Source organism: Streptomyces sp. NPDC058665 (assembly GCF_042714995.1).
Taxonomy (GTDB): domain Bacteria; phylum Actinomycetota; class Actinomycetes; order Streptomycetales; family Streptomycetaceae; genus Streptomyces.
On record NZ_JBHXRX010000037.1, the window covers coordinates 1 to 23,045 of the forward strand.

19 protein-coding genes and 1 pseudogene are annotated in these 23,045 nt (G+C 70.3%); 11 read left to right on the top strand and 9 right to left on the bottom strand.

Annotated features, from left to right (window positions below):
- The 4 genes from ACFWV8_RS23555 to ACFWV8_RS23570 form a co-directional block, all read left to right on the top strand.
- The coding region (locus ACFWV8_RS23555) for an esterase-like activity of phytase family protein (protein ID WP_384205960.1) at positions 1-507 on the top strand (507 nt) is incomplete at its 5' end.
- A gap of 411 nt (positions 508-918) precedes the next feature.
- Entirely contained in the window at positions 919-2,217 is a 1,299-nt protein-coding gene (locus ACFWV8_RS23560; protein WP_384205967.1) for a peptidase, read from the top strand.
- 184 nt (positions 2,218-2,401) lie between these two features.
- Positions 2,402-2,866 carry a VOC family protein gene (locus tag ACFWV8_RS23565; RefSeq protein WP_384205975.1) on the top strand — a complete coding sequence of 155 codons (465 nt, stop codon included), beginning with the start codon at positions 2,402-2,404 and terminating at the stop codon, positions 2,864-2,866.
- Between the two features lie 194 nt (positions 2,867-3,060).
- Positions 3,061-3,657 (top strand): hypothetical protein, encoded by a 597-nt coding sequence (locus ACFWV8_RS23570; protein WP_384205981.1) that lies wholly within the window; start codon positions 3,061-3,063, stop codon positions 3,655-3,657.
- 74 nt (positions 3,658-3,731) lie between these two features.
- On the opposite strand, the gene ACFWV8_RS23575 is transcribed toward ACFWV8_RS23570, so the two are convergent.
- Complete coding sequence (locus ACFWV8_RS23575; protein WP_384205988.1) at positions 3,732-4,649, bottom strand: trypsin-like serine peptidase; 918 nt, start codon at positions 4,647-4,649, stop codon at positions 3,732-3,734.
- Positions 4,650-4,820: 171 nt separating this feature from the next.
- Here ACFWV8_RS23575 and ACFWV8_RS23580 point away from each other — a divergent pair, with 171 nt between their 5' ends.
- Positions 4,821-5,525, top strand: coding sequence for a hypothetical protein (locus ACFWV8_RS23580; protein WP_384205994.1), 705 nt, complete (start codon positions 4,821-4,823; stop codon positions 5,523-5,525).
- Here ACFWV8_RS23580 and ACFWV8_RS23585 read toward each other — a convergent pair.
- The 5 genes from ACFWV8_RS23585 to ACFWV8_RS23605 all read right to left on the bottom strand — a co-directional run bounded on the left by ACFWV8_RS23585 (position 5,498) and on the right by ACFWV8_RS23605 (position 12,205).
- Positions 5,498-6,271, bottom strand: coding sequence for a polysaccharide deacetylase family protein (locus ACFWV8_RS23585; protein WP_384205999.1), 774 nt, complete (start codon positions 6,269-6,271; stop codon positions 5,498-5,500). The two genes, ACFWV8_RS23580 and ACFWV8_RS23585, sit on opposite strands and share 28 nt — an antisense overlap.
- A 129-nt stretch (positions 6,272-6,400) precedes the next feature.
- Positions 6,401-6,703 (bottom strand): hypothetical protein, encoded by a 303-nt coding sequence (locus tag ACFWV8_RS23590; protein WP_384206002.1) that lies wholly within the window; start codon positions 6,701-6,703, stop codon positions 6,401-6,403.
- A 17-nt stretch (positions 6,704-6,720) separates the two neighbouring features.
- Positions 6,721-7,356 (bottom strand): hypothetical protein, encoded by a 636-nt coding sequence (locus tag ACFWV8_RS23595; RefSeq protein ID WP_384206008.1) that lies wholly within the window; start codon positions 7,354-7,356, stop codon positions 6,721-6,723.
- Positions 7,357-7,527: 171 nt separating this feature from the next.
- Entirely contained in the window at positions 7,528-10,578 is a 3,051-nt protein-coding gene (locus ACFWV8_RS23600; protein WP_384206015.1) for a BTAD domain-containing putative transcriptional regulator, read from the bottom strand.
- Positions 10,579-10,696: 118 nt separating this feature from the next.
- On the bottom strand, positions 10,697-12,205 hold the full coding sequence (locus tag ACFWV8_RS23605) for a glycoside hydrolase family 3 protein (RefSeq protein WP_384206352.1): 1,509 nt from the start codon (positions 12,203-12,205) through the stop codon (positions 10,697-10,699).
- 472 nt (positions 12,206-12,677) lie between these two features.
- On the opposite strand from ACFWV8_RS23605, the gene ACFWV8_RS23610 reads away from it, so the two are divergent.
- The 6 genes and pseudogenes from ACFWV8_RS23610 (at position 12,678) to ACFWV8_RS23635 (ending at position 19,127) form a co-directional block, all read left to right on the top strand.
- On the top strand, positions 12,678-13,742 hold the full coding sequence (locus tag ACFWV8_RS23610) for a phytanoyl-CoA dioxygenase family protein (RefSeq protein WP_384206022.1): 1,065 nt from the start codon (positions 12,678-12,680) through the stop codon (positions 13,740-13,742).
- On the top strand, positions 13,724-15,043 hold the full coding sequence (locus ACFWV8_RS23615) for a DUF6271 family protein (protein WP_384206028.1): 1,320 nt from the start codon (positions 13,724-13,726) through the stop codon (positions 15,041-15,043). The genes ACFWV8_RS23610 and ACFWV8_RS23615 overlap by 19 nt, the downstream gene beginning before the upstream one ends.
- A gap of 44 nt (positions 15,044-15,087) precedes the next feature.
- Positions 15,088-16,263: pseudogene (locus ACFWV8_RS23620) on the top strand (type III PLP-dependent enzyme); the annotation flags it as partial.
- 57 nt (positions 16,264-16,320) lie between these two features.
- Positions 16,321-16,827 carry a GNAT family N-acetyltransferase gene (locus ACFWV8_RS23625; protein ID WP_384206357.1) on the top strand — a complete coding sequence of 169 codons (507 nt, stop codon included), beginning with the start codon at positions 16,321-16,323 and terminating at the stop codon, positions 16,825-16,827.
- Between the two features lie 5 nt (positions 16,828-16,832).
- On the top strand, positions 16,833-18,026 hold the full coding sequence (locus ACFWV8_RS23630) for an MFS transporter (protein ID WP_384206031.1): 1,194 nt from the start codon (positions 16,833-16,835) through the stop codon (positions 18,024-18,026).
- A gap of 60 nt (positions 18,027-18,086) precedes the next feature.
- Positions 18,087-19,127: a hypothetical protein gene (locus tag ACFWV8_RS23635; protein WP_384206038.1), complete on the top strand. Its 1,041-nt coding sequence runs from the start codon at positions 18,087-18,089 to the stop codon at positions 19,125-19,127.
- On the opposite strand, the gene ACFWV8_RS23640 is transcribed toward ACFWV8_RS23635, so the two are convergent.
- The 3 genes from ACFWV8_RS23640 to ACFWV8_RS23650 are packed head-to-tail and all read right to left on the bottom strand — an operon-like array spanning position 19,124 to position 22,982.
- On the bottom strand, positions 19,124-20,020 hold the full coding sequence (locus ACFWV8_RS23640; RefSeq protein WP_384206045.1) for a hypothetical protein: 897 nt from the start codon (positions 20,018-20,020) through the stop codon (positions 19,124-19,126). The genes ACFWV8_RS23635 and ACFWV8_RS23640 overlap by 4 nt on opposite strands.
- Entirely contained in the window at positions 20,017-22,077 is a 2,061-nt protein-coding gene (locus ACFWV8_RS23645) for a hypothetical protein (RefSeq protein ID WP_384206052.1), read from the bottom strand. Before ACFWV8_RS23645 ends, ACFWV8_RS23640 begins: the two co-directional genes overlap by 4 nt.
- Positions 22,074-22,982 (bottom strand): hypothetical protein, encoded by a 909-nt coding sequence (locus tag ACFWV8_RS23650; protein WP_384206055.1) that lies wholly within the window; start codon positions 22,980-22,982, stop codon positions 22,074-22,076. The genes ACFWV8_RS23645 and ACFWV8_RS23650 overlap by 4 nt, the downstream gene beginning before the upstream one ends.
- Positions 22,983-23,045: the final 63 nt, after the last annotated feature.

Consider the following 23,045-nt stretch of genomic DNA (forward strand, 5'->3'; position numbering starts at 1 on the left):
ACCACCGACCGCCGGGGCCACGAGGTGGTCTGGGCGACGCTCCAGCGCGAGGTCAAGACGGACCCGGCGGGCACGGTCCGCCTCGGCCGGTACGACGTCGAGGCCGACAGCTGGAGCTGGTACGGCTACCGGATCGGCACCACCACCACGCCGGGCGACTGGATCGGCCTCTCCGAGATCACGGCGGTCGGCGACAAGCTCGCGGTGATCGAACGGGACAAGCTGAACGGCCCGTCCGCGAAGACCAAGCGGATCTACACGGTCGACCTCCCGAGTTCGCCGGCCCTGTCGGGCCCGCTGCGCGTCCTCCCGAAGAAGCTGGCCCACGACGTCCTGCCCGACCTCCGCGCGGGGAACGGCTGGACGCAGGAGAAGCTGGAGGGCCTGACCGCGGCCGGGAACGGCGAGGTCTACGCGGTGACGGACAATGACGGCCTGGACGACGCCACGGGCGAAACGACCTTCCTCCACCTCGGCCCGGACCGCGAGATCTTCGGCCGCCGCTGATTCGTTCGACCCCTGGGTCCCGTTGCACGGCCGCCGGCAGTGGTGCCGGCGGCCGTGCGCGGGACGCCACGGCGTCAATGATCGGCGGCCGGAGTTCGCGAGGGCGGCACCGAGGGCCGGGGAGGCGTCACACCTTGCCCTCCATGCAATGACATGGATCACAAAAGTGACCTGTGTGGGGAAAGCAACTATCCCCCTATGCGGCGATTGTCCGGCACGTGAGGGCTCCGTGCCACACCCTTCGCCCGTTTAACGTGCTTCCGCCAGCGGTGTTTTCGGTCATACGATCCGGGCGAAGCCCCGCGTGATGCCACCGCTGGGGTTGCCTCAACACCTTTCGCACCAGCTTTCAAATCCCGCTTTCTCACCTGTTTTTCGGACCCGTGAAGGACTCCGTTGAAGATTCGCCGCATGCTTGCCACGGCCGTTGTCGCCGCCGTCACCACCCCCGTAGTCCTGCTCTCCGTCACCCCCGCGCTCGCCGACGCCAAGGCGTCCGTCGCGTCGCAGGCGCAGCAGCGGGGCTCGCAGGACAAGCCCTCCATCGAGGAACTCGAAAAGGCCGCCGAGAAGGCGCAGAAGGCGTACGACGACGCCGAAGCCGCGCACCAGGCAGCCAGGGTGGTCCTCGACGCGGCTCTCTCCGACGACGCGCCTCTCAGCGTCGCCGCGAAGGCCGCCAGGGCGGAGGCGACCGCCGCCGCCACCGCGAAGGCGAACGCCGACACGGCGCTCGCCGACGCCAAGGCCGCACTCGCCGCGCTGCCCGAGACCGCCACCGACGAGGAGAAGACGGCCGCCGAGAAGGCCGTCACCGACGCCGAGACCGCCGCCGCGTCCGCGGCGGGCGCCAAGACCACCGCCGACGAGAAGGCCACGGCGGCCGACCGCGCCCGCGACGACGCCCGCGTGGCGGCCGTACGGGAGTACGGCAAGGTTCAGAACGCCCTGAAGGAGGCCCTCAAGGAGAAGGAGGCCGCCGACAAGGCGCTCGCCGACGCCCAGGAGGAGGCGGGGGAGCCGGAGGAGCCGAGCTGTGTCCCCGAGGGCAAGCTCACCACCGTCGTCACCGGCCTGCCGTCCAAGCTGGTCGCGGGCGCCACGACCAGCTTCTCGGTGCGCGTGACGAACGGCACGAAGAAGTCCATGGACAGGGTCTCCCCGAGCGTCAACTTCCACGCGACGGACAAGGGCGGCTACAACGTCATCGACGACGCCTTCCAACTCCAGTGGTCGACCGCCGCGTTCCCGGCCTGGCAGAACGTGGGAGATGACCACAAGGCCGGGACCATCAGCCCGCTGAAGGCCGGCGCCCACATCGATGTGAAGCTGCGCCTGAAGATCGACGCCAAGGCCCCGGCCGGGCACGGTCTCGCCTTCGTCTCCGGCGAGTACTCCAACTTCGACGAGTCCTGCGGCGGCAACTTCGCCACCGAGTACGCCTTCGATCTCCTGTCCGCCGGCAGCACGGTGGATGACGACGTCGACGACGCCAAGCCCGGCGGGACCACGCCGCCGGCCTCGGACAACAAGCCGCAGGGCGGTACGTCCGGCACCGTGAAGAACTCCTCCGACGACGACGGCTCCCTCGCCAGCACGGGCTCGTCCTCGCTCCTGCCGCAGTTCGCCGCGGCGGCCGGCGGCGCGCTGGCCCTCGGCGCGGCGGCGGTCTTCACGGCCCGTCGACGCCGGTCCAACTCGGCGGCCTGACACGCCCCGACCCTGACCGCACGCTGAGACAAGGGCGCCCCCTTCCCGGGGGGCGCCCTTGTCCGTCCGCTCCCGTCCGCGCGGGGCCCGCCCCGGGGCCCGTAGGACAAGTTGCAGGGGAGCGGAACGCTGCGCAAGGTGGACGGAACGGGGACCGCTCGCATCCGTGGGAAGGACGACTCTCATGACTCCCCGTGGCAACCTGCCGACCCCCGCCGAGGGCCTGGTTCTGACCCACTTCCTGACCGTCCGGGACGTCGTGGCCTCGCGCCGCTTCTACGCCGACATCTTCGGCGGGGAGGTGGTGCTGGAGGAGAACCCCTGCATCGTGAAGATCGCCAACGGCTGGATCATCATGAACCCGGGCGGCGGCCCCACACCCGACAAGCCCGACGTCATCCTCACCGCCCCCGAAGCCGGTGACCCCGTGTCCTCGTTTCTCAACGTACGGGTGGCGGACATCGCGGCTTTCTACGAGCAGGCGACCGCGAAGGGCGCGCGGTTCCTCACCGAGCCGCTCGACCGCAAGGCCGAACTCCGCTGCTATCTCAAGGATCCGGACGGCTACCTGATCGAGATCGGCCAGGCCACCGGCATCCTGGAAGGCGTCTTCGCGGACCGTACGGACCCGCCGGGCGGCGGGGCGTAGGACGGCGCCAATTAACCGCTCTGTTGTGATTCGGCCAAGCCTCCTCGCATTCCTATTCGGTGCCGACTTCGGTGCGACTTCGTTGCCGAAATCGGCACCGAATACGCGGACATGCACAAGAGGAACCGGCCGATCTTTTTCGTGGTAGAGTCTTAATGAATTTCACAGGACGCCACGAGAAAAAGGGGAATGGCGTGAATACCGAGAAGGTTACGGCTCGACGTCTTACGGCCGGCGAGGTCTCAGAGTTGGGCGTCCAGGACGCCATCTTCGTCTCGGCGGAGATGGATGGCCTTCCTCTCGACTGCTACGCTCCGGCATTCCTTTCGGAGCCGGGAAAGAATTCAGAAGGAGGGTCCTTCGCCACGCGGACGGTATTCGGCGAGGAAATCCATGTTCTCCCGGACAACGCCGACGAGCGCGGGATCTGGGTCGCCGACAAGGCGGGGGAGGAAATCGAGGTTCTCCGGAGCGCCGGCGTCGTCCTGAATCTCGCGCTCTTCGTGCCCAACGGGAACAGGGAGGCGCTGGAGGCGCTCTACTCCGCCGCGCGGGACGCGTTCGGCGCGGGGATCGTCCAGCGCTGGAGCGAGGAAGTCGTCGAGGTGCCGGACGTCAAGGTCGACCTGTTCGAAGAGCCGGTCCGGGGGCGCAAGAGCGCGAGCCAGAACCGCGACCGCCGCGCGTTGGACATCTACCCGACCCGGGTGCGTTTTCTGGAGCCCAGCGAGGGCTGGAAGTTCATTGTCGAACCCCACAAGGAAGTAGTGGACGACACACCCACGATCTGATCCGGCGGCCTAAATTCCGTCTGCGCTCGGCTGGGATTTCCCAGCCGAGCGTTTTCGTTTCCGAATGGCGGGACTCAGCCCTTCTGGGCCCGGTCGTACACCTTCTTCGCCGTGGCCCCCAACACCTCTCCGTACATCTTGGTCGGCGTCAATGCGTCCAGCGAGCCATTGACCGACACAAGGACGCCCTTGCCGGTGGTGGTGTCGAATTCGGCCAGCCACGGGCCGCCGCTGGAGCCGCCGGTCATGTCGCAGGGAATGGCCTGCATACCGTTCTCCTTCTTCGCCTTGCCGACGCAGCGCAGGAGTTCCTCGCCGCGCTGCGGGCGGGTGGCGGAGTAGCCGAGGGCGGAGACGGTGCCGCCGACGGCGCGGTTGAAGGCGATGGCCTGGCCGCCCACGACGTCGGTGAGTTTGCGGCCCTTCTTGTCGGCGTCGACGACCAGCGCGGAGATGTCATCGGTGGAGTCGTTCACCCAGGCACGCGGGCTCGCGGCGGTGCGGACCGCGAAAGCGCCGTACGGCTGCTTGCCCTTGCTGTAGCCGGGGACGAACACCATGGTGGTGTTGGTGTTGCCGGGGGAGGAGCCGCGGCGGACGCAGTGCGCGGCGGTCATCACGGCGGAGCGGTTGGCGCTCTTGACGGCGGTGGCCGTGCACCAGGTGTCGGCGCCGTTGGTGTTGACGAAGAAGAGCCGCCCCACGGTCTTGAGGGCGACGCCCCGGTACGGCTTGGCCTTGGGCCCGGTGGGACCGAGGTCCACGGACTTGCCGACGGCCTTCATCCGGGCGGTGGTCCAGTAGGCGAGGGCCTCGCGGCGTTCCCTGGCGGTGTACGTCATGACGGAGACGGGCTCGGCGGCGGCTCGGCTCTGCCCGACCACGGCGGTCGCCGGCACCGGCACGGCGAGAACGAGGGCCGTACCGGCCGCGGCCAACCCCAGCGCCCGGCCACGAAGACGTGGGATCAGGGAAGTTGCTGTCTCGGACATGGGGGATGTCTCCTCGCCTGGTGCGCGGTCGATGGGCGTGGCCGGTCGGGCCGCACTGCAAGAGAGGGGAACGGGCGTGCCCGGTTGCGCGGTCGAGAACCTGTGACAGTGCGCGTACTTCGCCCATCGAGGTGCCGTCCCGCTGTCAGAGGCGGCGGGTTGAATGAGCCCATGACCGCATACGACGTCGCGCGCCGACTCCCCGCCATCGCCGACCTGCGGAACCTGTGCCGTTCCTTGGCGGTGCTCGATACGATCCTCAGCCCGGACTGGGAGTTCCGGTACTACTCCTTCGACTCCGCCTGGGCCGAGGGCGAGGAGATGGCCTCGATGCGCAACGGCTCGGGTGACGACTACTCCATCGTCTTCTCGCCGGTCGGCGCCTATGTGCGCGGTTTCGACCACGAGTCGCCGATGAGCCCGTACGTCAACGACGGTGAGCTCTGGCCGGGTGTGATGGACGAGGTTCCCACGGCGTTCCGGTCGTGGGTCGAGGAGCCGGCGTTCAGCGACGAGGACAACGTGCCTGTCGCGACGGCCTGTATATGGCGCGAGGCCCCGGACGACCGCTGGAGACATGGAACGATTGATTTTCCGCCGGGCCGCGAAGACCCGGACGGGGCGGACAGTCTCTTCCGACTCTTGGTGGAACGTTCCCCCGAGGCGTACCGGCGATTCGCCGAGGACTACTACGAGGTTCCCGTGGACCTGGAAGCGGTACGCCATGTGTACGCGTTGCGACCGGTGACTCCCGCACTCGTGTCGTCGCTCAACGCGGAGGCCGACTTCTCGTTCGTCGCCGATGAGATCGAGCGCATCGGCCATCCATGCGTCGCTTCACGCATCGCTCAGCGCACCGGGAAGCCGAACGAGTAGCCCTGCTCCTTGAGTTGGGGGAGGAGTTGGCGCAGGGCCTCCACCGTCTGGGTGCGGTCGCCGCCGGCGTCGTGGAACAGGAGCGTCGGTCCGTTGGGCAACTCCCGTTCCACCGTGGCGACGATGGCGGCCGTACCCGGGCGCTCGAAGTCCTTGGTGTCCACGTTCCAGCCCAGCGGGCGCATGCCCCGGGAAGCGGCGAGTTGGCGGCTGTACGGGGTGAAGGCGCCGCCGGGCGCGCGGTAGTACATCGGCCGTACGCCCCCGGACGCCTTGGTGATCATGCGTTCGGCGTCGAGGATCTGCTGCGACTGGTAGGTCTGGGAATCCTTGTCCATGGCGGTGTTGTGCGACACCGAGTGGTCGCACAACCGGTGCCCGTCCGCGACCACCTTCTTCACGAGGTCGGGGTGGGCCTGCGCCTGCGTCCCGACCATGCAGAACGTGGCCTTCACCTCGTACTCCCGCAGCAGGTCGAGCATTTGGGGGGTCCACACGGGGTCGGGGCCGTCGTCGATGGTGATGTTGACCCCGCGCTCCCCCGCCTCCGAGGCGTGCGCGATGGTCGCCGCGACCGGCTTGATGTCACCACCCGGCGTGGCCGGCGCGCTGGGCTTCGCCGAGGAGTCACCCGGGGTTACGGCGTGCGTGGTCCACACCGAGGCACCGGTGGCGAGCATCGTCACTCCGAGCGCCGCCCCGATCAACTTGCCGTACCAGCCACGCCCGCCGCTGTGCCGTGCCATGTCCACCCCTTATGCGCGATCCCGTTGATCCTCGGTGGCCTGACGACCAACTGACAGGACGAGGCATGGGGGCGGTGGGATGCGTCCGTTACCGATCGCGGACAACTCCGGGAGAGTTCCCGGACAAGGTCAGAGCGGCCAGTTCCGCAGGGCCGCGTCGGTCATCGCCCGGAGCTCGTCGCGGCAGACACCGCTCGCGGCCTGCACCGCGATGCCGAACGCCAAGGTGGTGACATAGCGGGCCAGCAGCCCCGGATCGGTCTCCGGTGGCAGATCGCCCTCGTCGACGGCTCGACAGGAACCTTCTCGGACGAGGCGGGCGAACTGCGCTGGTAGACATGGCCCGATCCGGGCGACACCCCCGGGCCGCCGGCCCGGGGGTGCGTCGTGGAGCCGCTTCGATGGTGCCGCGACGCCGTCGGCGCCGGCCAACGGACGTGCGTGAGGTGTCAGTTGGACCAGGTGACCGGGCTGTCGCTGTACGCGTCGCCCTCGTCGAAGGACGCGGACGTGACCGCGGTGCCCTTCGTTGCGCTGAGTGAGCAGGTCTCGTAGGACGCGTCCTTGGTGGTGAATTCGGCGGGCGCGGTCTCGTTGTCGCACTTGCCCGGGATGTCGCCGATCAGGACGACACCCGTGGCGCCGCCACCGTCCAGCACGCCGTTCAGCTTCAGCGACGCGTACGACAGGTCGGTGCCCCCGACGTTCTCCACCTTCATCTTGATGAAGTACGGCGTCATTCCCGCCGCCTTCTCGCCGAAGGCGGCCATGTCCGCCTCGGCGCCCTTCTCGATCGCCGTGACCGTCACGGCGATGGTGCCCTTCTTCTCGCTCGTGTACTCGAACGGCACAACAGCCCTGTCGCCGACCTTGAGTTCCGTGCCCGGCGCGGTGGTGTCCCCGCCCTCGGCGCTCGGCTCGGACGAGGCCGGGTCCGGGTCCGGGTCCGGGTCCTCGGCCGGGTCCGAGGTCGATGCCGCCGGTGAGTCCTGTGCCGCCGCCCCCTCGTCGTCGCCGTTGCACGCGGAGAGCCCGAGCGCCATGGTGACCAGAGCGGCGGCGAATGCGATACGTCCCTTGTGCACTGCTGTTACCTCACTGATATTGCCTCAAGAAATGACCGGCAGCGCGGGTGGACCTGCTTGAGCGGCCCGCCGACGGCCTTTCGTTGCCGAGGCGCACAGTGACACGCACCGGAATACGGCGGGCACACGCCGGGAATACGAGGTGTCCGGCACGGCTCGGAGCCGTACCGCTCAGCGGATTCTGGCTCGCACCGCCGCCACCTCGTCCGCCAGCTTCCGCGCGGCGCTCTCGTCACCCGCCGCGGACCGCAGTCGCGCCAGCTTCTCCAGGACACCCGCGAGCAGATACGGATAGTCGATCCCGCGCGCCACCTCCACCGCGTGCACGCCCCGCTCGATCGCGGCTCGCAGGTCACGACCGTCGTGCGGGTCGTACAGGCGGAGATCGAGGAGGTCGACGAGAACTCGGGCCTCGAACATGGGGTCATGGGTCGTGCGCGCGAATTCGACGCCTTCGAGAAGACGGCGGCGCGCGTCGGCGTACTCACCCCGGGCCAGATGGAGACAGCCCCAGGCGTGGGCGGTGTAGAACGCGCCCGCCGACCCGATGTCCCGTACGCACGCGGTCAGTTCGGTGAACGACTCCGCCGCGTCCGCGTGCCGGCCGAGCGCGAGCTGCGCCTGGCCGAGCCAGTAGGTGTCCCGCGCGATCAGGGTGCGGATTCCCTGCTTCCGTGCCCCGGCGACGATCTCCGCGAGAACCTCCGCCGCGACCTCCGGCCGCCCCGCCTGGAGATGAGCGAGACCGACCTGTGAGTACGCGTGCAGTGCGGCGGCCTCCTGCCCGGCGGCGTTGAGCCGTTCCCACGCCTCGCGGCCCGCCGCGATCGCCTCGGTCAGACGTCCGTTGGGCACGAGGAAGAACGGCGCGTTGCTCAGCGCCTCCAGGTAACCCCGCCGGTCCCCCATCCGCTCGAAGAGGCCCATGGCCTCGGTGTTGGACTCCTCGGCCGGACCGTACCTGCGCCGGGTGTAGCTCAGACCGGCCATCGAGATGAGCAGTCTGGCCCGGCCCCGCACATTGCCCGCGGCGGTGGCCAGGCGCATCGCCGTCTCGTAGCACTCCTGCCAGTCGTCGAAGTACCGCTCCGTCTCGAACAACGCGTGCCCGCCCACGGCCAGTTCCCAGCAGAGCTCGTCCCTGCCCAGCTCCGCGGCCTGTCGCACACCTGTCACCAGCGGGATACGTTCCGAGTCCAGCGACACCATCGGAGCCACGGACGCCGGCAGACTCGCCTCCACCCGCTCCGGCCGCCAACGGGAGGCGTCCCGCTGGAACATGTTCTGTCCCATGTGGTCGCGGTCGGCGATGTCCGTGAGAGCCAGAAGGGCGCTGAGGACGCGGACGACGGCCGCGTCCCGGACCTCCGCCGAGTCCTCCACCTCCGCGCGTTCCCTCGCGTAGGCGCGGATCAGATCGTGGAAACCGTAACGGGCCTGGCCGTTGGGCGTTCCGGTGACGTCGAGCAGATGGACGTCGACCAGCTCGTCGAGGAGTTCCTGGGCCGCGCGCAGTTCGGTGTCGACCGCGGCGGCTGCCGCCCAGAGCGGGAAGTCGGGTGCCTCCAGGAGCCCGAGGAGCCGGAACAGCCGCCGCGCCCCGGGCCGTAGCCCTTCGTAACTCAGCCCGAAACTGGCCCGTACCTCAAGATCGCGGTAGCGGAGCGCGTCCAGCCGATGCTGTTCGTCCGCCAGCCGTGACACGAGGTCCGCCACGCGCCAGTGCGGTCGTGACACCAGGAGCGAACCGACGATCCGCAGCGCGAGCGGCAGCCGCGCGCAGAGCCGGACCAGGTCGGACAGCTCCGCCGATGTGGCCGATGCCAGCCGGTCGCCGGTGCTGTCGCGCAGCATGCCCAGGCTGTCGGGCTCGGACATCTCGCGGAGCTGTACCCGGTGCGCGCCGCCGAGCCCGCCGAGCCGTACGCGGCCGGTGACGATCACCCCGCACGTACCGCTGGCCGGCATCAGCGGCGCCAACCGCTCCTCGTCGAACGCGTCGTCGAGCACCACCAGGATCCGGCGCTCCGCGAGCAGGCTCCGGTAGAGATCGGTACGTTCCTCCGGATCGTCCGGCACCGCGGTGGCGGGCACTCCGAGTGCGCGCAGGAAGCGGCCCAGTACGGTGGCCGGTTCGGCCGGCTGGCTGCGCGTACCGGCCAGCGTCGCGAACAACTGCCCGTCGGGGTAAGCCGACTTGAGACGGTGCGCGGCCTGGACCGCGAGCGCGGTCTTGCCGATTCCGCCGGGGCCCGAGATCGTCACCACCGCGGCCGGCCGGTCGGCGGCGCGGTCTTTGCCGAGGGCCGCCTCGATCTCCGCCAACTCGGCCCGCTGGCCGCTGAAGTCGCCGAGTGTGGGAGGCAGCATCCGGGCGGTGTTGGCGTTCGGGTGCTCGCTTCTCGCGGTCGCGACGGCCGGATGCGCCGCCGGATGTGCCGTTGGGTCCGCCGCTGGATCCGCCGTGTGACCTTCCGCCGGATCGTCCGTCGGTTCCTCGCCGAGAATCGTCCGGTGCAGGTCCCGCAGCCTCCGCCCCGGTTCCAGACCGGTCTCCTCCGCCAGGATGTCCCGGACCTGGAGGTACGCCAGCAGCGCGTCCGCCCGCCGGCCGCAGCGGTACAGCGCGAGCATGAGCTGGGCCCACATCCGCTCGCGGAACGGGTGCTCCATCGTCAGCGCGGTCAGCTCGCCGAGCAGCTCGCCGTGCCGGCCGAGCCGGAGGTCGACGTCGATCCGCTCTTCGAGCACGCCGAGCCGCAGCTCGTCCAGGCGGGCGGCCTCCGAGGTCAGGGCCGGTACGTCGGCGAGCCCGGCGAACGCGGGTCCCCGCCAGAGCCCGAGGGCCTCGTCGTAGAGCCGCCGTGACTGAGGGGGATCACCGGCTACGAGCGCCGCTCGGGCCATGTCCACCAGATCCTCGAACCGCGCCGCGTCCAGCTCGTCGCGGTCGGCGCGCAGCAGATAGCCGGGGCCCTCCCTGGCGATACGTCCCGGCTCCCCCAGGCGCTGCCGGAGCCGGTGGACGTACGTCTGCACGTTCTTGGCGGCGCTTTTCGGCTGCTCATCGCCCCAGACCGCCTCCGCCAGCGCATCGCCGGAGACCGGCCGGCCCGGCCGGCGCAGCAGGACAGCCAGGACCAACTGCCCTTTCGGTGTGCCCAGTTCCACCGGTACGCCGGCCCGCCGCACGGTCAGCGGGCCCAACACCCCGAAGTCCACAGCCGCCCCCCGCCACGTTCGACGGTCATCGTAACGGCCGACGGCTCGTTACCGGCCCGACAGCGGGGTGCTCGCCACGGCCGTGATCGTGATCGTCGCGATCACCCGGCGGGCCGTTTCAGTGTGCGCCCGTGAGCAGTTCCGCCGCGGCGATTCCCGAAGCCGCCGACGCACCGTGTGTGCAGATGCGTGCCGCTCCGGTGTCCGGACCGGGCAGGCCCATCTCGACCACGAGCGCGTCCGGGCGTACCGCGGTGATCTCGGCGAGCGCCTTGCCCATCCACAGGTGCCTGGCGGAGTCCCTGACGACGACGACCAGGGGGCGTCCCGAGGCGGCTTCCAGGCCGCAGGCGTCCACCGCGGTGCCCGGTTCACGCAGGGCGTCGCCATGCACCCGGACCGAGGTGGTCCCGCGGAGCCGTTCGCTCAGCGGGAGGGCGACGCCCCACGGGGTCTCGTTGCCGACGGCCAGGTTGGTGACCGGCACCAGTTCCGCCACGTGCGGCGCGGCGGACAGCGGCAGCGCGTCCCGTACGGAGCCGGTCAGCCGGAGAGCCCGGCGGGCGGCGACCAGCCCGATGGCCTCGTCCCCCGTGGCGTCCGGCTCACCCCGGCGCAGCTCGGTGGACCAGCGCGCGAACGCACCCACCCTGTCCACCGCGTCCGCGAGGCGGTCCTCGGACAGCTCGCCGCCGATGACGGCGTCGCACAGCGCGTCGGCGAGCCGCGTGGTGGTGCCCTCGTCGGCGTTCTCGCCGCCCACACAGATCGCGTCCGCACCGGCGACCACGGCCCGGACGGTCGCGCCCTCGATCCCGTAGCGTTCGGTGACCGCGCCCATCTCGATGGCGTCGGTGACGATCAGGCCGTCGAAGCCCAGCTCGTGGCGGAGCAGATCGACGAGAATGCGACGGCTGAGCGTTGCCGGAAGATCCGGGTCGTACGCGGGCACCAGGAGGTGACCGCTCATGACGGCGCGCACTCCGGCGTCCAGCGCGGCCCGGAAGGGCGGCAGTGCCTCGACGGCGATCCGCTCCCGGGACGCGGTGTAACAGGGGAGGCTGTGATGGGAGTCGACGGCCACGTCCCCGTGCCCGGGGAAGTGCTTGGCGCAAGCCGCGACACCGGCCGACTGGAGGCCCCGTACCCAGGCGCCGGCGTGCCGGGAGACGGCCTCGGGCTCGGCCCCGAACGACCGCACGCCGATGATGGGGTTGTCGGGGTTGGAGTTGACGTCGACGCTCGGCGCGTAGTCCAGGCTGACACCCACGGCGCGCAGTTGGCGTCCCAGATCGGCGGCCACGGAGGCGGTGAGCTCCGTGTCGTCGGCGACGCCCAGGGCGTAGTTGCCGGGCCGGGTGGAGCCGGTCGCGGACTCGATCCTGGTGACGTCGCCGGACTCCTCGTCGATGGCGATGATCAACTCGGGATTCTCCGCGCGTAGTTGAGCGGTGAGCCGGGCGACCTGCTCGGTGGAGACGATGTTGCGGGAGAAGAGCACCACGGACGCGAGGCCGTTCCGGATCTCGCGGAGTATCCACTCCGGCGCGGTCGTGCCCACGAACCCTGGCTGGAGGAGGGAGAGGGCAAGCCGCCGCAGCTCCTTGCTGTGTCCGCTTGACATGATCTGTGCCTTTCGCGTGGGCCGGCGCCGCGATCTTTGGTATGGACCAATAGTCTGAACCCAGGCCGACCCCCCGCGTCAAGAGCCAACCCCCACGTCAAGTGATCGTCGGGCCTGCGTGTGAGGTGGGCAACACGGCCGGCGGCCCGACTCGCCCGCCTCGCGCGTGAATCGACTTTCCCGGGCGGCGGGGGCGTGCTCCCAGCTCGCGAACTTACGTTCCGTCAGGAGGTTTTGACGCTACGTCGCGCCGATGGAGCTGTTTGACATACGAGTTGGTCTAGTCCAACTTTGTGTGCACACGTGCCGTAGGGGATCTCGACAGAGGCACCGCGCTTCGCATCCGGAAGCGCTCCGCGCCGGACCCTGTGTTCACCCGCGCGCGCCGCCGACGGGCATGACCGCCGACGACGCGCCCCGTGTCGTCCGTTCGTTCCCTTTGTCGCGACTCCGCCACCGAGTCTCGGAGCAACGCATGCCAACGGCTAATCCGTATCTCCACCGTGCCGCCACCGACCGCCCCTACTTCAGCGCGGACGGCGAGACCTACCTCGCCCAGACACCGCTGCGCGACATCAAGAAGACGCGCCCGCTTCGCGTACTGTCCGAAGAGGACTTCACTTTCTGGCAGACCTACGGCTACGTCGTGGTGAAGCAGGCGATACCGGCGGAGTCCGCCCGGCGTCTGCTGGACTTCACCTGGGACTTCCAGGGCCTGGATCCCGAACGCCCGGAGACCTGGTACGACGAGCGGGAGTACCGCTCCGAACTGGACCAGGAGCTGCACATCTACGGCTTCGTGGAGGCGTACCACCACCAGCTTCTGTGGGAGAGCCGCCAGAGCCGCCGTGTCTACGACGCGTTCGCCGACGTGTGGGACTGCGAGGAACTCTGGGTCACCCTGGACCGGTTGAACCTCAACCCGCCCAACATCAAGACCCGTGACCGGTCCCTGATCGAATTCCGTGAGACGGGCTTCGACATCAACCTCCACTGGGACGTGGACTCCACCCTGGGCATCCCGCCGCAGCGGGTCCAGGGCATCATCGCCCTGAACGACACCAACGCGGAACAGGGCGGTTTCCAGTGCTGCCCCGAGCTCTTCCGCGGATTCGAACGCTGGAAGGCTCTCCAGCCGGCCGACCGCGACCCGATCCGCCCCGCGATCGACCGGGCCGAACTCCCCGTCGTACGGCCCGATCTGGAGGCCGGCGACCTGCTGATCTTCAACGGCTTCCTGGCCCACGGCGTGGCCCCCAACCGCTCGCAGGACAAGGCGCGCGCGGTGCAGTACCTCTCGATGATGCCCGCACTCGACGGCCACCAGAGCCTGCGCCGCGAGCGCGTCGAGTCCTGGCGCGACGTCACCACACCGACCTGGAACGGGACGCTGCTGGGCGACGCGACCCGCCCCGAGTCCGAGAGGTACGGCCGGGCCACGCTCGACGAACTCGGCAGCAAGCTCCTGGGTCTCAAGGGCTGGCGCGGACAGGACCTCGACGAGCACGACGGGGAGCGGGCATGCGAAGAATCTGCCTGACGCTGCCCACCAACCGGGCCTGCCCGGCGACCATCGAGGCCATCGGCGCGGAGGCGGTCCACGCCGCCGAGCACTTCGACGTCGAGGTGCACCTGCTGATCCTGGACTCCTGCGACACCCCGACGTACGAGGAGCACGCCGCCGCCGTGCGCCGTCTTCCCGGGCACCCGCGCGTCGTTCCCCACCACCTGGACGGGGCCCGCCAGAAGGACTTCCTGGAGCGGACGATCGGCCGGGCCGATGCCACCAAACCCGAGCTGCTGCTGCGCCTCATGCTGCCGGAGTCCCTCTCGTACGGCGCCTGCACCAACCGCGCCTTCCTGATCAGCTTCGCCCTCGGGTGCGAGTCGGTCCACCGCAGGGACTCCGACAGCCGCTACCAAGTGGCCGACGGCGCACCGGTCTTCCCCATCCACCATGAACTGACCTCGCTCGGCCGCCCGGCTGCGGAGGCCGCCCGGTCCGTCTCGGAGACGAGACTGGCCCCCGAGCACGCGGACCGGCCGGTGAGCATGGTCGGCAGCTCCTTCATCGGCCCGCCGTCGGTGGACATCGACGAGATCGAGTCGATCGACGGCGACGTCTACCACGACGTCGTCAGCCTGTGGGCTCCCCTCGACTGGTCTCCGGAACAGAAGCGGGAACTGGTCGACGAGTCCTTCCGGGGCGCCGGCAGTGTCGCGTTCGACCAGGACCGTACGACGCTGTCCCTGGTCGACCCCATGCGGGTCGACATGTGCAACATCGCCTTCCACGGCGTGCACGGGCGCGTCCCGCTGCCCCCCGCCACCGACACCATCGGCAGCGACTACTTCCTGATCCACCTCGTGTACGACGCCGGGCTGCCGGGCGTCCTGCACAACCGCAACATCGTGAACTTCTATACGGCCGAGCGCCGGACGGACCCGGGGTTCGTCGCGTACCAGACGCGCTTCGCCAAGTTCCTGCTCTCGATGCTCTATTACAACGTTGTCTACGAAGCTCTGGGCCGTGCCGGGGACACCCTGCTCGACAAGGAGGGGCACGTGCGCGCCCGCGCCGTCGCCGAACTCGTCCGCGAGAGCACCGGAGTTGACACGGCCGACAACCGCGAGCGCCTGCGCCGCCTCGACACGGCGTACCGCAAACTGGGCGGCCGTTACGCCGACTTCGCCGACCATCTGGCCCCGCACTGTGACCGCCTCCTGGACGAGGCGCGGAGCGACATGGAGGATTTCGCCCTCCTCACCGAGGAGTGGGAGCGGCTGGTGCGCGCGGCCCGCCGGACGCCCGTGCTCAACCCGGTGGGGGAGGGCCGGTGACGAAGGAACTCCCGGCACGGCTGACGGACGCGCCGGCGGATGAGTTGAGGGACGCGCCGGCTCACGGACTGACCGACGCGCTGACGCGCGCCGACCACGACCAGATCGTTCTCGACCTGGACGGGATCGGAGAGCGGTACCGCACACTGCTCGACGAACTCCCCGGCACCGACATCCGCTTCGCCATGAAGGCCTGCCCGGTGGACGATGTCATCGCGCACCTGGCGGACCACGGCTGCGGTGTCGACGGGGCGAGCCTTCCGGAACTCGCCCAGGCACTGCGGGCCGGGGTGCCGGTCGGCCGGATCCACTACGGCAACACCATCAAGTCCGACCAGGACATCGCGGCGGCCCACCGGATGGGCATCACCGACTTCGCCACCGACAGCGTCGAGGACGTGCGGGCCGTCGCGGCCCACGCGCCGGGGGCCCGGGTCTTCTGCCGGGTGGCGACGGCGGGCGGCGGAGCGCTGTGGGGGCTCAAGGACAAGTTCGGCTGCTCGCCCGAGGACGCCGTACGCGTACTGGAGACAGCCAGGTCGCTCGGCCTCACCCCGGCCGGGCTCTCGGTCCATGTCGGCTCGCAGCAGATGGACCCGGACGCCTGGCACGCCGCCGTCGAGCGGATCGCCGATGTCATGGACGCCCTCGGCCGGCGAGGCATCGTGCTCGACCACGTCAACCTCGGCGGCGGTCTTCCCGCACTGGGCTACACCGACCGGCGCGGGGTGCAGCTGGACCCTCCGATCGACAAGATCTTCGCCGTACTGCGCGAGGGCATGGCCCAACTGCGCCGGACCCACGGCGAGCAGCTGCGCTTCGTCATGGAACCGGGGCGCTTCCTCGTCGCGGACCAGGGGGCCGTCCGGGGCCGCGTGGTCCGGCTGTCGGAGCGGGAGATGCCGGACGGCGACCGCAGGCACTGGCTCTATCTGAGCTGCGGCAAGTTCAACGGGCTGTACGAGATGGACGCGCTCCAGTACCGGCTCGTCTTCCCCACCCATCGCGACGACGCCCCCACGGTCCCCGTCGTGGTCGCCGGCCCCACCTGCGACAGCGACGACGCCTACGCCGCCGAGCACCGCCCGGTGCGGGTACCCGCCGCACTGGCCTCCGGTGACCCGGTGTGGGTCCTGTCCACCGGGGCGTACGGGGTCAGTTACATGACCGAGGGCTTCAACGGCGTAGCCCCGCTGCCCCGTACGACGACGGGCGGCGGGCCGCGTGCGGCGGACAGGAGGCGGGGGACGGCGGACGGCGGCATCCGGATCCGCCCCATCGGGGAGGGCGACTGGGACGCCGTCGTCGCCCTGGAGTCCGACGCGTACACCGGGCTCGGCCTCTCCGAGGGGCGCACCGCCCTGCGGTCCCGGGCCGACGCCTCGCCCGACACCTGTTTCCTCCTGGAGACCGCCGACGGGCCGGCCGGCTATCTGCTCGCGCTTCCCTACCCGGCCGGCCGGTACCCGGACCTGGAGCGGCCGGAGGAGACCGGCTTCCGCTCGGGCAACCTCCATCTCCACGACATCGTGATCGCTCCCGCGTACCGCCGACAGGGCCTGGGCCGCCGCCTCGTGGCACATCTGGACCGGACAGCCCGGTCCCAGGGCTACGAGCGGATGTCTCTCGTCGCGGTCGGCGGGAGCGAGCGGTTCTGGTCGGCGCGCGGCTTCACCGCGCACCCCGACGCGGTGGCTTCCGGCAGCTACCCGGCGGGCGCCGTCTACATGTCCCGTACCGTCCCGGCAGCAGCCGTCCCGTCCCCCCTACCCGAAGCGAGCTGAGCCCGGTGCTCCGTGTCCACGACCCCTTCCTCCGCGGACAGTTGGCGACGGCCGCCCTCTTCTCCTCCCTGGGCTTCCAGTACGCCACCTGGGCCTCACGCATCCCGGCGTTCAAGGCCGATCTCCACCTGACGTCGGCCGAGGTCGGGTTCTTCCTGATGGCGGCGGGTGTCGGCGCCGCCGTGTCCTTCCCCCTGGTGGCGTATCTGATGCGGCGTCTGGGCTCGCAACGGCTCGCGCTGTTGTCCGCCCTCGGCCTCACCCTGATGCTGCTGGCCCTGTCGGTGGCGCCGAACTACCCGGTGGCGCTGCTGGTGATGGGCGTGGACGGCGTCTTGGTGGGGTGTCTGAACACCGCCATGAACGCGCAGGGGGCGGCCCTGGAGACCACGTACGGTCGCAACACCATGGCCAAGCTGCACGCCACGTTCAGCGCCGGGTCGTTCGCGGCGGCGCTGCTCGCCTCCGGCATGAACGCGGTCACCTCGTCCGTCGTGGCCCACTTCGGCGTCGCGGCGCTGCTGCTCGTGATCCTCGCCGCCTGTGCGCGTACGGGACTGCTCCCGGACGAAGGAGCCCCTGCCGATACCGAGGAGAAGAAGACGTCCCGCACTCGCACCGGTTGGACGCTGCCCACCGGCGTCACCCTCTGGATGTGCTGTGCGATGGCCTTCGGCACCGTGGCCGAAGGAGCCATGAACGACTGGTCCACGCTCTACATGGAGGACATCGCACTGGCGTCGGAGCAGGTCGCGCCGCTGGGCATCGCGGTCGTCTCCGGAGCGATGGTGGCGGCCCGCCTCCTCGCCGACGGCTGGCGCGCCCGCTGGGGCGACGGCAGGGTGGTCGTCCTGGGCAGCGTGGTCGCCGGGGTGGGCCTGGGCACGGCCCTGCTGGCGGGCGGCGTGATCCCGGCCCTGCTCGGCTTCGGCGCGGTGGGCCTGGGCGTCGCGGCGGTAACCCCGTGCGTCTACGTGGCGGCGGCGAAACGCGGCTCGGACACCCTGACCCTGGTCGCCGCGATGGGCACCACGGGCCTGCTGGCGGGCCCCCCACTCATCGGCTTCGTGGCGAACGCCAGTAGCCTGGCGTGGGGCCTCGGCCTGGTCTGCGTCTGCGCCTTCGTGGTCACGCTGTGCGCCACCCGGATCCCGTGGGAGACACCGGCGCCCAAGTCGGAGCCGCTGCCGGCGGACTAGGGCGTGTCCGTCGGGGCACCGCCCTGGGATGATTCGCATGTCCTGGGGCGGGGAGGTCCGATGGCCGATGTGTTCGTGTGCGCGCGGTGCCGCGCAGTGCTGACCGCCCCCGTGTCGCGGGTCGCGCTTCCGGTTCATGCCCATCACACGTACGGACACGACATGCTTCCCGCGCTCATGGAACCGGGGACGTACGCCGTCGATCCGGAGCCCTTCGGGCCGCCTTGGCGGCCGTGGAGCGAGATCGGGGCGGACGAGGCGGAGGCTCGCGGCATCTTCGCGCCCGTGCACGCCCTTTCCTTCGGTGCGCCGGGGGCGGTCGTCGTCGCGCCGGGCGACACCCGCGGCACCGTCCTGATCCCGGAGCGGTGCGACGGCTACTGCCTGGGGCTGGACGGGAGGGACGGCCCGAACCTGGCGTGTGCCCGATGCGGGTTGGCGGTGGCGACACGCATCGATGACTGCTCCCTCTGGCAGGCGGTGTGGCTCGCGCCCGACGCCGTGCGCCGGCTTCCCGCCGAAGGCTCCGCCGGCCGGACCGCCGAGTGGAAGGGCACCCCCTCGGTCGAGCAGTCCGGCAGGTGGAACCCGAGGTGGGAGGCGGCGGTTGGGGCTGCGCTGGCACACATGCTGGCTGCTTCGGCGGGCGCGCCTGTAGCCGTCCCTGACGGCCTCGTCGCGGACACCTTCGGCCGCGCGCTCGAAGTACTGCTCCCACCGGGCCAACCACCGCAGCGAGCGAGCCTCACCGGCCCGAACCTGCCTGCCCCGTGCCCTGTTGCCGACATCGCCCTGGTCCCACGGCATCCGCGAACGGGTAAGACGTGGCAGCCGCCCGGCACGGCGAAAGCCGTACCGTTGGCCGCCGACGTGTGGACCGCTCTGGCCTTCCCCCGCGAACAGCGGCCGGTTCCGGCGACAGGCGGAATGCCCGAAGGCGTCCTCCGCGACGACCCCCTGCCGCCCTACCCGCACGAGCTGTTCCGGCCCGACTCGAAGGTTTTCCTCCACACGCTGGCACGACTGCCCGCGGTCCGTGAGCCATGGCTGCGCAGGATCTACGACCACGTGCGAAAGCACCCGTACGCCCGCCCGTTCTAGGATCCGTTCCAGCCCTCTGCCCCGTCGTCATGGCCGAGCCGGTGCAGGATCTCGTCGCCCTGGGGGACGCCGATGTCGCTGAGGACACGCGCCAGGTTGACTCCGACGAAGCCCCGGTCCTCCGGTGTCAGTGACTGAAGCGTCGCTGCCAGGGTGTGTTCCCAACTGCCCTTGTCGGAAAGGAGATCGCGGTGGGTCACCGTCCATTCGAGCACGTCCTTCGCCTGTTCCGGCTGGGTCAGCAGCCAGAGGGCGGCCAGGCCGACGGGACCGCCCGCGATCACCTCCCGGTAGAAGCGGTACGCCTCACGGTGGGCTTCGCCGAAGCCTGGCGGGAGGGCGGGTTCCGTACCGGTGCCGGGGGTGGGCAGGAGCGCGGCCGGCGGGTCCAGGAACCAGTACGTGACGCCGACGCCGTCGATCACCCGTGGCCGGCCGGGCGGTTCGACCTCGGTCGTGCCGAGGTGGGGCGGCGGTCGTCGTAGCGGATCGGCGTCTCCGGGCAAGGTGGCGTTCCTGCTGATGTGGGCGGCCACCCACTCCCGTGCCCGTTCCTCGGTGATCCGGTTCCTCGCCGCGACGACCGGGTTGCTGATCCGCCAGGCGACCCCGTACCGGGCCGGGGGTTTCGGCGCTCGGCGCGGGATGTCGACCGAGATCCGCCGTTCCGCGAGCGAGACCCACACGATGTCGAAGAAGTCCCGCTGACGCACCGTGCGCACTGTCGGCCGGGGATAGCCCCAGTAGTCCCCGTCGCGAGGCGGCACCACGCCGTCGGCCCCGTCGTCCGCGAGGAACACCAGTGCTCGGTTCTCCGGAGGAGCGCTGAAGCGGAGGCGGAGCAACTGCCAGGCCGGCGAGGACTTCAGAGGTGTGACGAGCGGACCGGTCATGACGCGAACCCTTCTGCTGAGGAGGCCGTACGTATGCGATGGCGGCGCAGGACGAAGCGCAGGACGCCACGGTTGGTCCGGGCCGCGCTGGAAAGTGCTGCGAGGAAGCGCGGGAAGGCGGTCCGGCGCCGTGAGTCCGGGTCGCTCTCGATCACGGACAGACCCCTCGCCATCGCTTCGTGGGTGGCGGGGTCGTCCAGCGCGGTGATGACGAGGTCGAGGGCCCACTCGGGGTGGTCCGCGAGCAGGTCGGCCAGTCGCACGCGCCTTTTGCCCGGCGCTCTGGGCAGGGGGAAGGTATCCACGCTCACCGACTCGACGAAGTGAACGGCGAGGGCGTGACGCTGTGTGCCCGGCTCGGTCCCCTGCCACTGGCTCAACCTGTCCAGCACGAGGCCGTAGTTGGCGTCCTCGGAGAGAAGGGTGCTGAGAGCGAACGACACCGCCGTGCGCAATCTGCCGTCCAGGTCCTTGTCCGGCTCGCCGAGCACGGAGTCCAGCAGTCTCAGGGCGACGGCGGGCCGGGCCAGGCCGTAGCCGCCCGCGCAGGTCTCCGCCACGGTGCAGCGGAGTGGGACATGGGCGGCCCGGCTCCATTGCCGTAACTGATCCCGTACCGCGCCGGTAAGGGCGGGGTGCTGGACCATCTCCCCGAGCGCGTAGGCCACCAGACGGCGCCGCCAGCGTTTGTCCGAGGTGGCGAAGGGGTGCAGCTGGCGCAGAGTGTCCGGGCCGGTCGCGTGGGCGAGTACCTTCCCGATCGCCCGGCCCGCCGCCAGTTCGATGCCGGGGTGGTGGGGAACCTCGCCCAAGGTCCTCGACAGCAGGTCCCCCATGCCTTCGTGGTCGAGCCACAGACAGCGGAGCAGGGCGTCCGACCGGTGGCGACCGGAGAAAACGACTGGCTGGACCGGATAGCGCTGCGCCGGTCCGAAGCCGGGCGGCAGTTGACGTGCCCCGACGGTCTCCAGCCGTTTCTCGAAGGAGGGCCCGAGAAGGTCTCGTGGCGTGTGAGCCCCGCGTTCGGCCGGCTCGGCCGTGACAGGTGCCGGGCCGCCGCGTTCCTCGATGCGGGGGCGCAGGATCGCGCTGAACTTCTCGATGACCGTACGGTCCTGTTCCGAGAGCAGCGAGATCGCCGCCATCAGGGCGAGGCTGTCGGCCTGGTGGCTCGATTTCGCCAGCGCTTTCCGGGCCGCCGTGAGGCTGCCGGCCTGTAGATCGTCGAGTACGGATGCGGCGGACTTTCCAGGTACCACGAAGAGATCACCCAGTCCCTCCGCCACCTCGACACCGTCCTGTGGCAGCGAATGGGCCCGCAGATGGCCGGTGAAGTCCGCGGAGGCGAGGTGCCTCAGTGCGTCGGCACCTTGCCCCGGGGTGAGTTCGCCCGCCTCAACCATGATTTTCAGACGCTTCGAGGCCACCTCGACCGGCGGTGGCGGGCGGTGTACGGCCTGCCAGGCCACCGTGTCGCCGGGCAGCTCCGTCTCCGCCCGTACGGTGACGATCAGATGGGCACCCGATTGAAGCAACACCTCCGCCAGCGCGGTGAGTACGACTTCGCTGAGCGAGTCCGCGGCCCTCGGTGACAAACCCTGGAGCAGATAGCCGCGCCTCTCCGTCGGGCGCCAGCGCGAGAAGTCGTCCGGTGAGTCCAGGCCGGTGATGCCGTCGGCTCCGTACCGCTCCGCGAGCAGTGCGAACGCGGCCGTGCTCGCGCCCGTTCCGCTGCCGGCCGTCAGCAGCAGAACGCGGCTGTCCAGCACCTTCCGGCACCGCGCGTAGGTGGGCGGTTCCACGAATCCGCGCAGTCGTTCGTGGACATCGGCCGCGGGGTAGGGACCTTCCCGGAGCCGCGGCGGAACGATGAGGTCCGTGACGTTCTCGTCGAGCGCTGCCGCGTTGATCACGGTGACGTTGCCGCCGACCGGGCCCATGACTTGAGCGCCCTGGCCCAGCCGCTGTTGATTGCCGCGGTAGGAGTCCCGTACCCCCGCCTGGTCCGCGCTCTCCGAACCGTCCGGGTCCGGATCCGGGGCCGCCTCGGCGCTCACCGCTCGTCCCCGTCCCCGCCGACCCGCTTGTCGCCCGTCACGTTGTCGCCGCTGCCCCAGTGCTGGTTGGTACCGCGGTACGAGGTGGCACCGCCGGTGTAGGTGACGTCCCGTCCGACGTTCCCCATCACGGCAGCGCCCTCGCCCACGTGCTGGGTGTTGCCGCTGTACTGCGTGCCGGGCCGCGCGACCGGCTCCTGTTGATGATCGACCGATTCGCCGCCCTGCTCCGCGGATTCCTCACGCGGTCGTACCCCGGCCTGCACCAGGTTTCCGGACGGGGACGGGACGTACAGCCAGGCCCGCTGCGAGAAGTTCTTGCCCTCCACGGTGGCCGGGACCTCCACGCAGCGGTCCGGGTGCAGTCCGGTGTACCCGCCGAGCACGACGTCTTCGAAGACGCGCTCAGAGATGACCGCCGCCAGGTGGGTGACCTGTTCACTCGCCGCCGCCAGGATGGCCTTGACGGGACGGGAGTCCAGCAGCCGGTGTGTGTCGTTGCGGGCGGTGCCGTTGCCGTCGCCGGGGTTGTCCGCGTCCGGCAGCGGCCCGACGTGGACACTGGCCCGGAGCCTGATACGGGGGCCCACGGACTGCTTGTTGTACGCGCCGAGGATGTCGTCCAGCACGCCCAGGAACGGCCAGAGGACATAGGGCAGCGACGCCGGGTCGAAGCCGAACACCACGCCGTCGCCGGTGTTGGCCGGAAACCGCTTGGAGTCACGCAGTTCGTGAAGCCCGGCCTGCTCCAGCGCCTGGTCGACGAGTTCGGGGATCAACTGGCTGACGGGGCCGTGCTGCACGGCGGGAAGACCGGTGAAGTCCTTCGCGTCCACGGCGAACAGGGCGCGGTAGGGAGGCAGCGGTCGGCTTTCGGAGTACGGGGCGGGAACGGGCGTGGACATGCGGGATCTCCTCGTGGAAGGGGGCGTTGGCGAAGCCGATGGCCGGCTGCTTCGAGGTTCTGC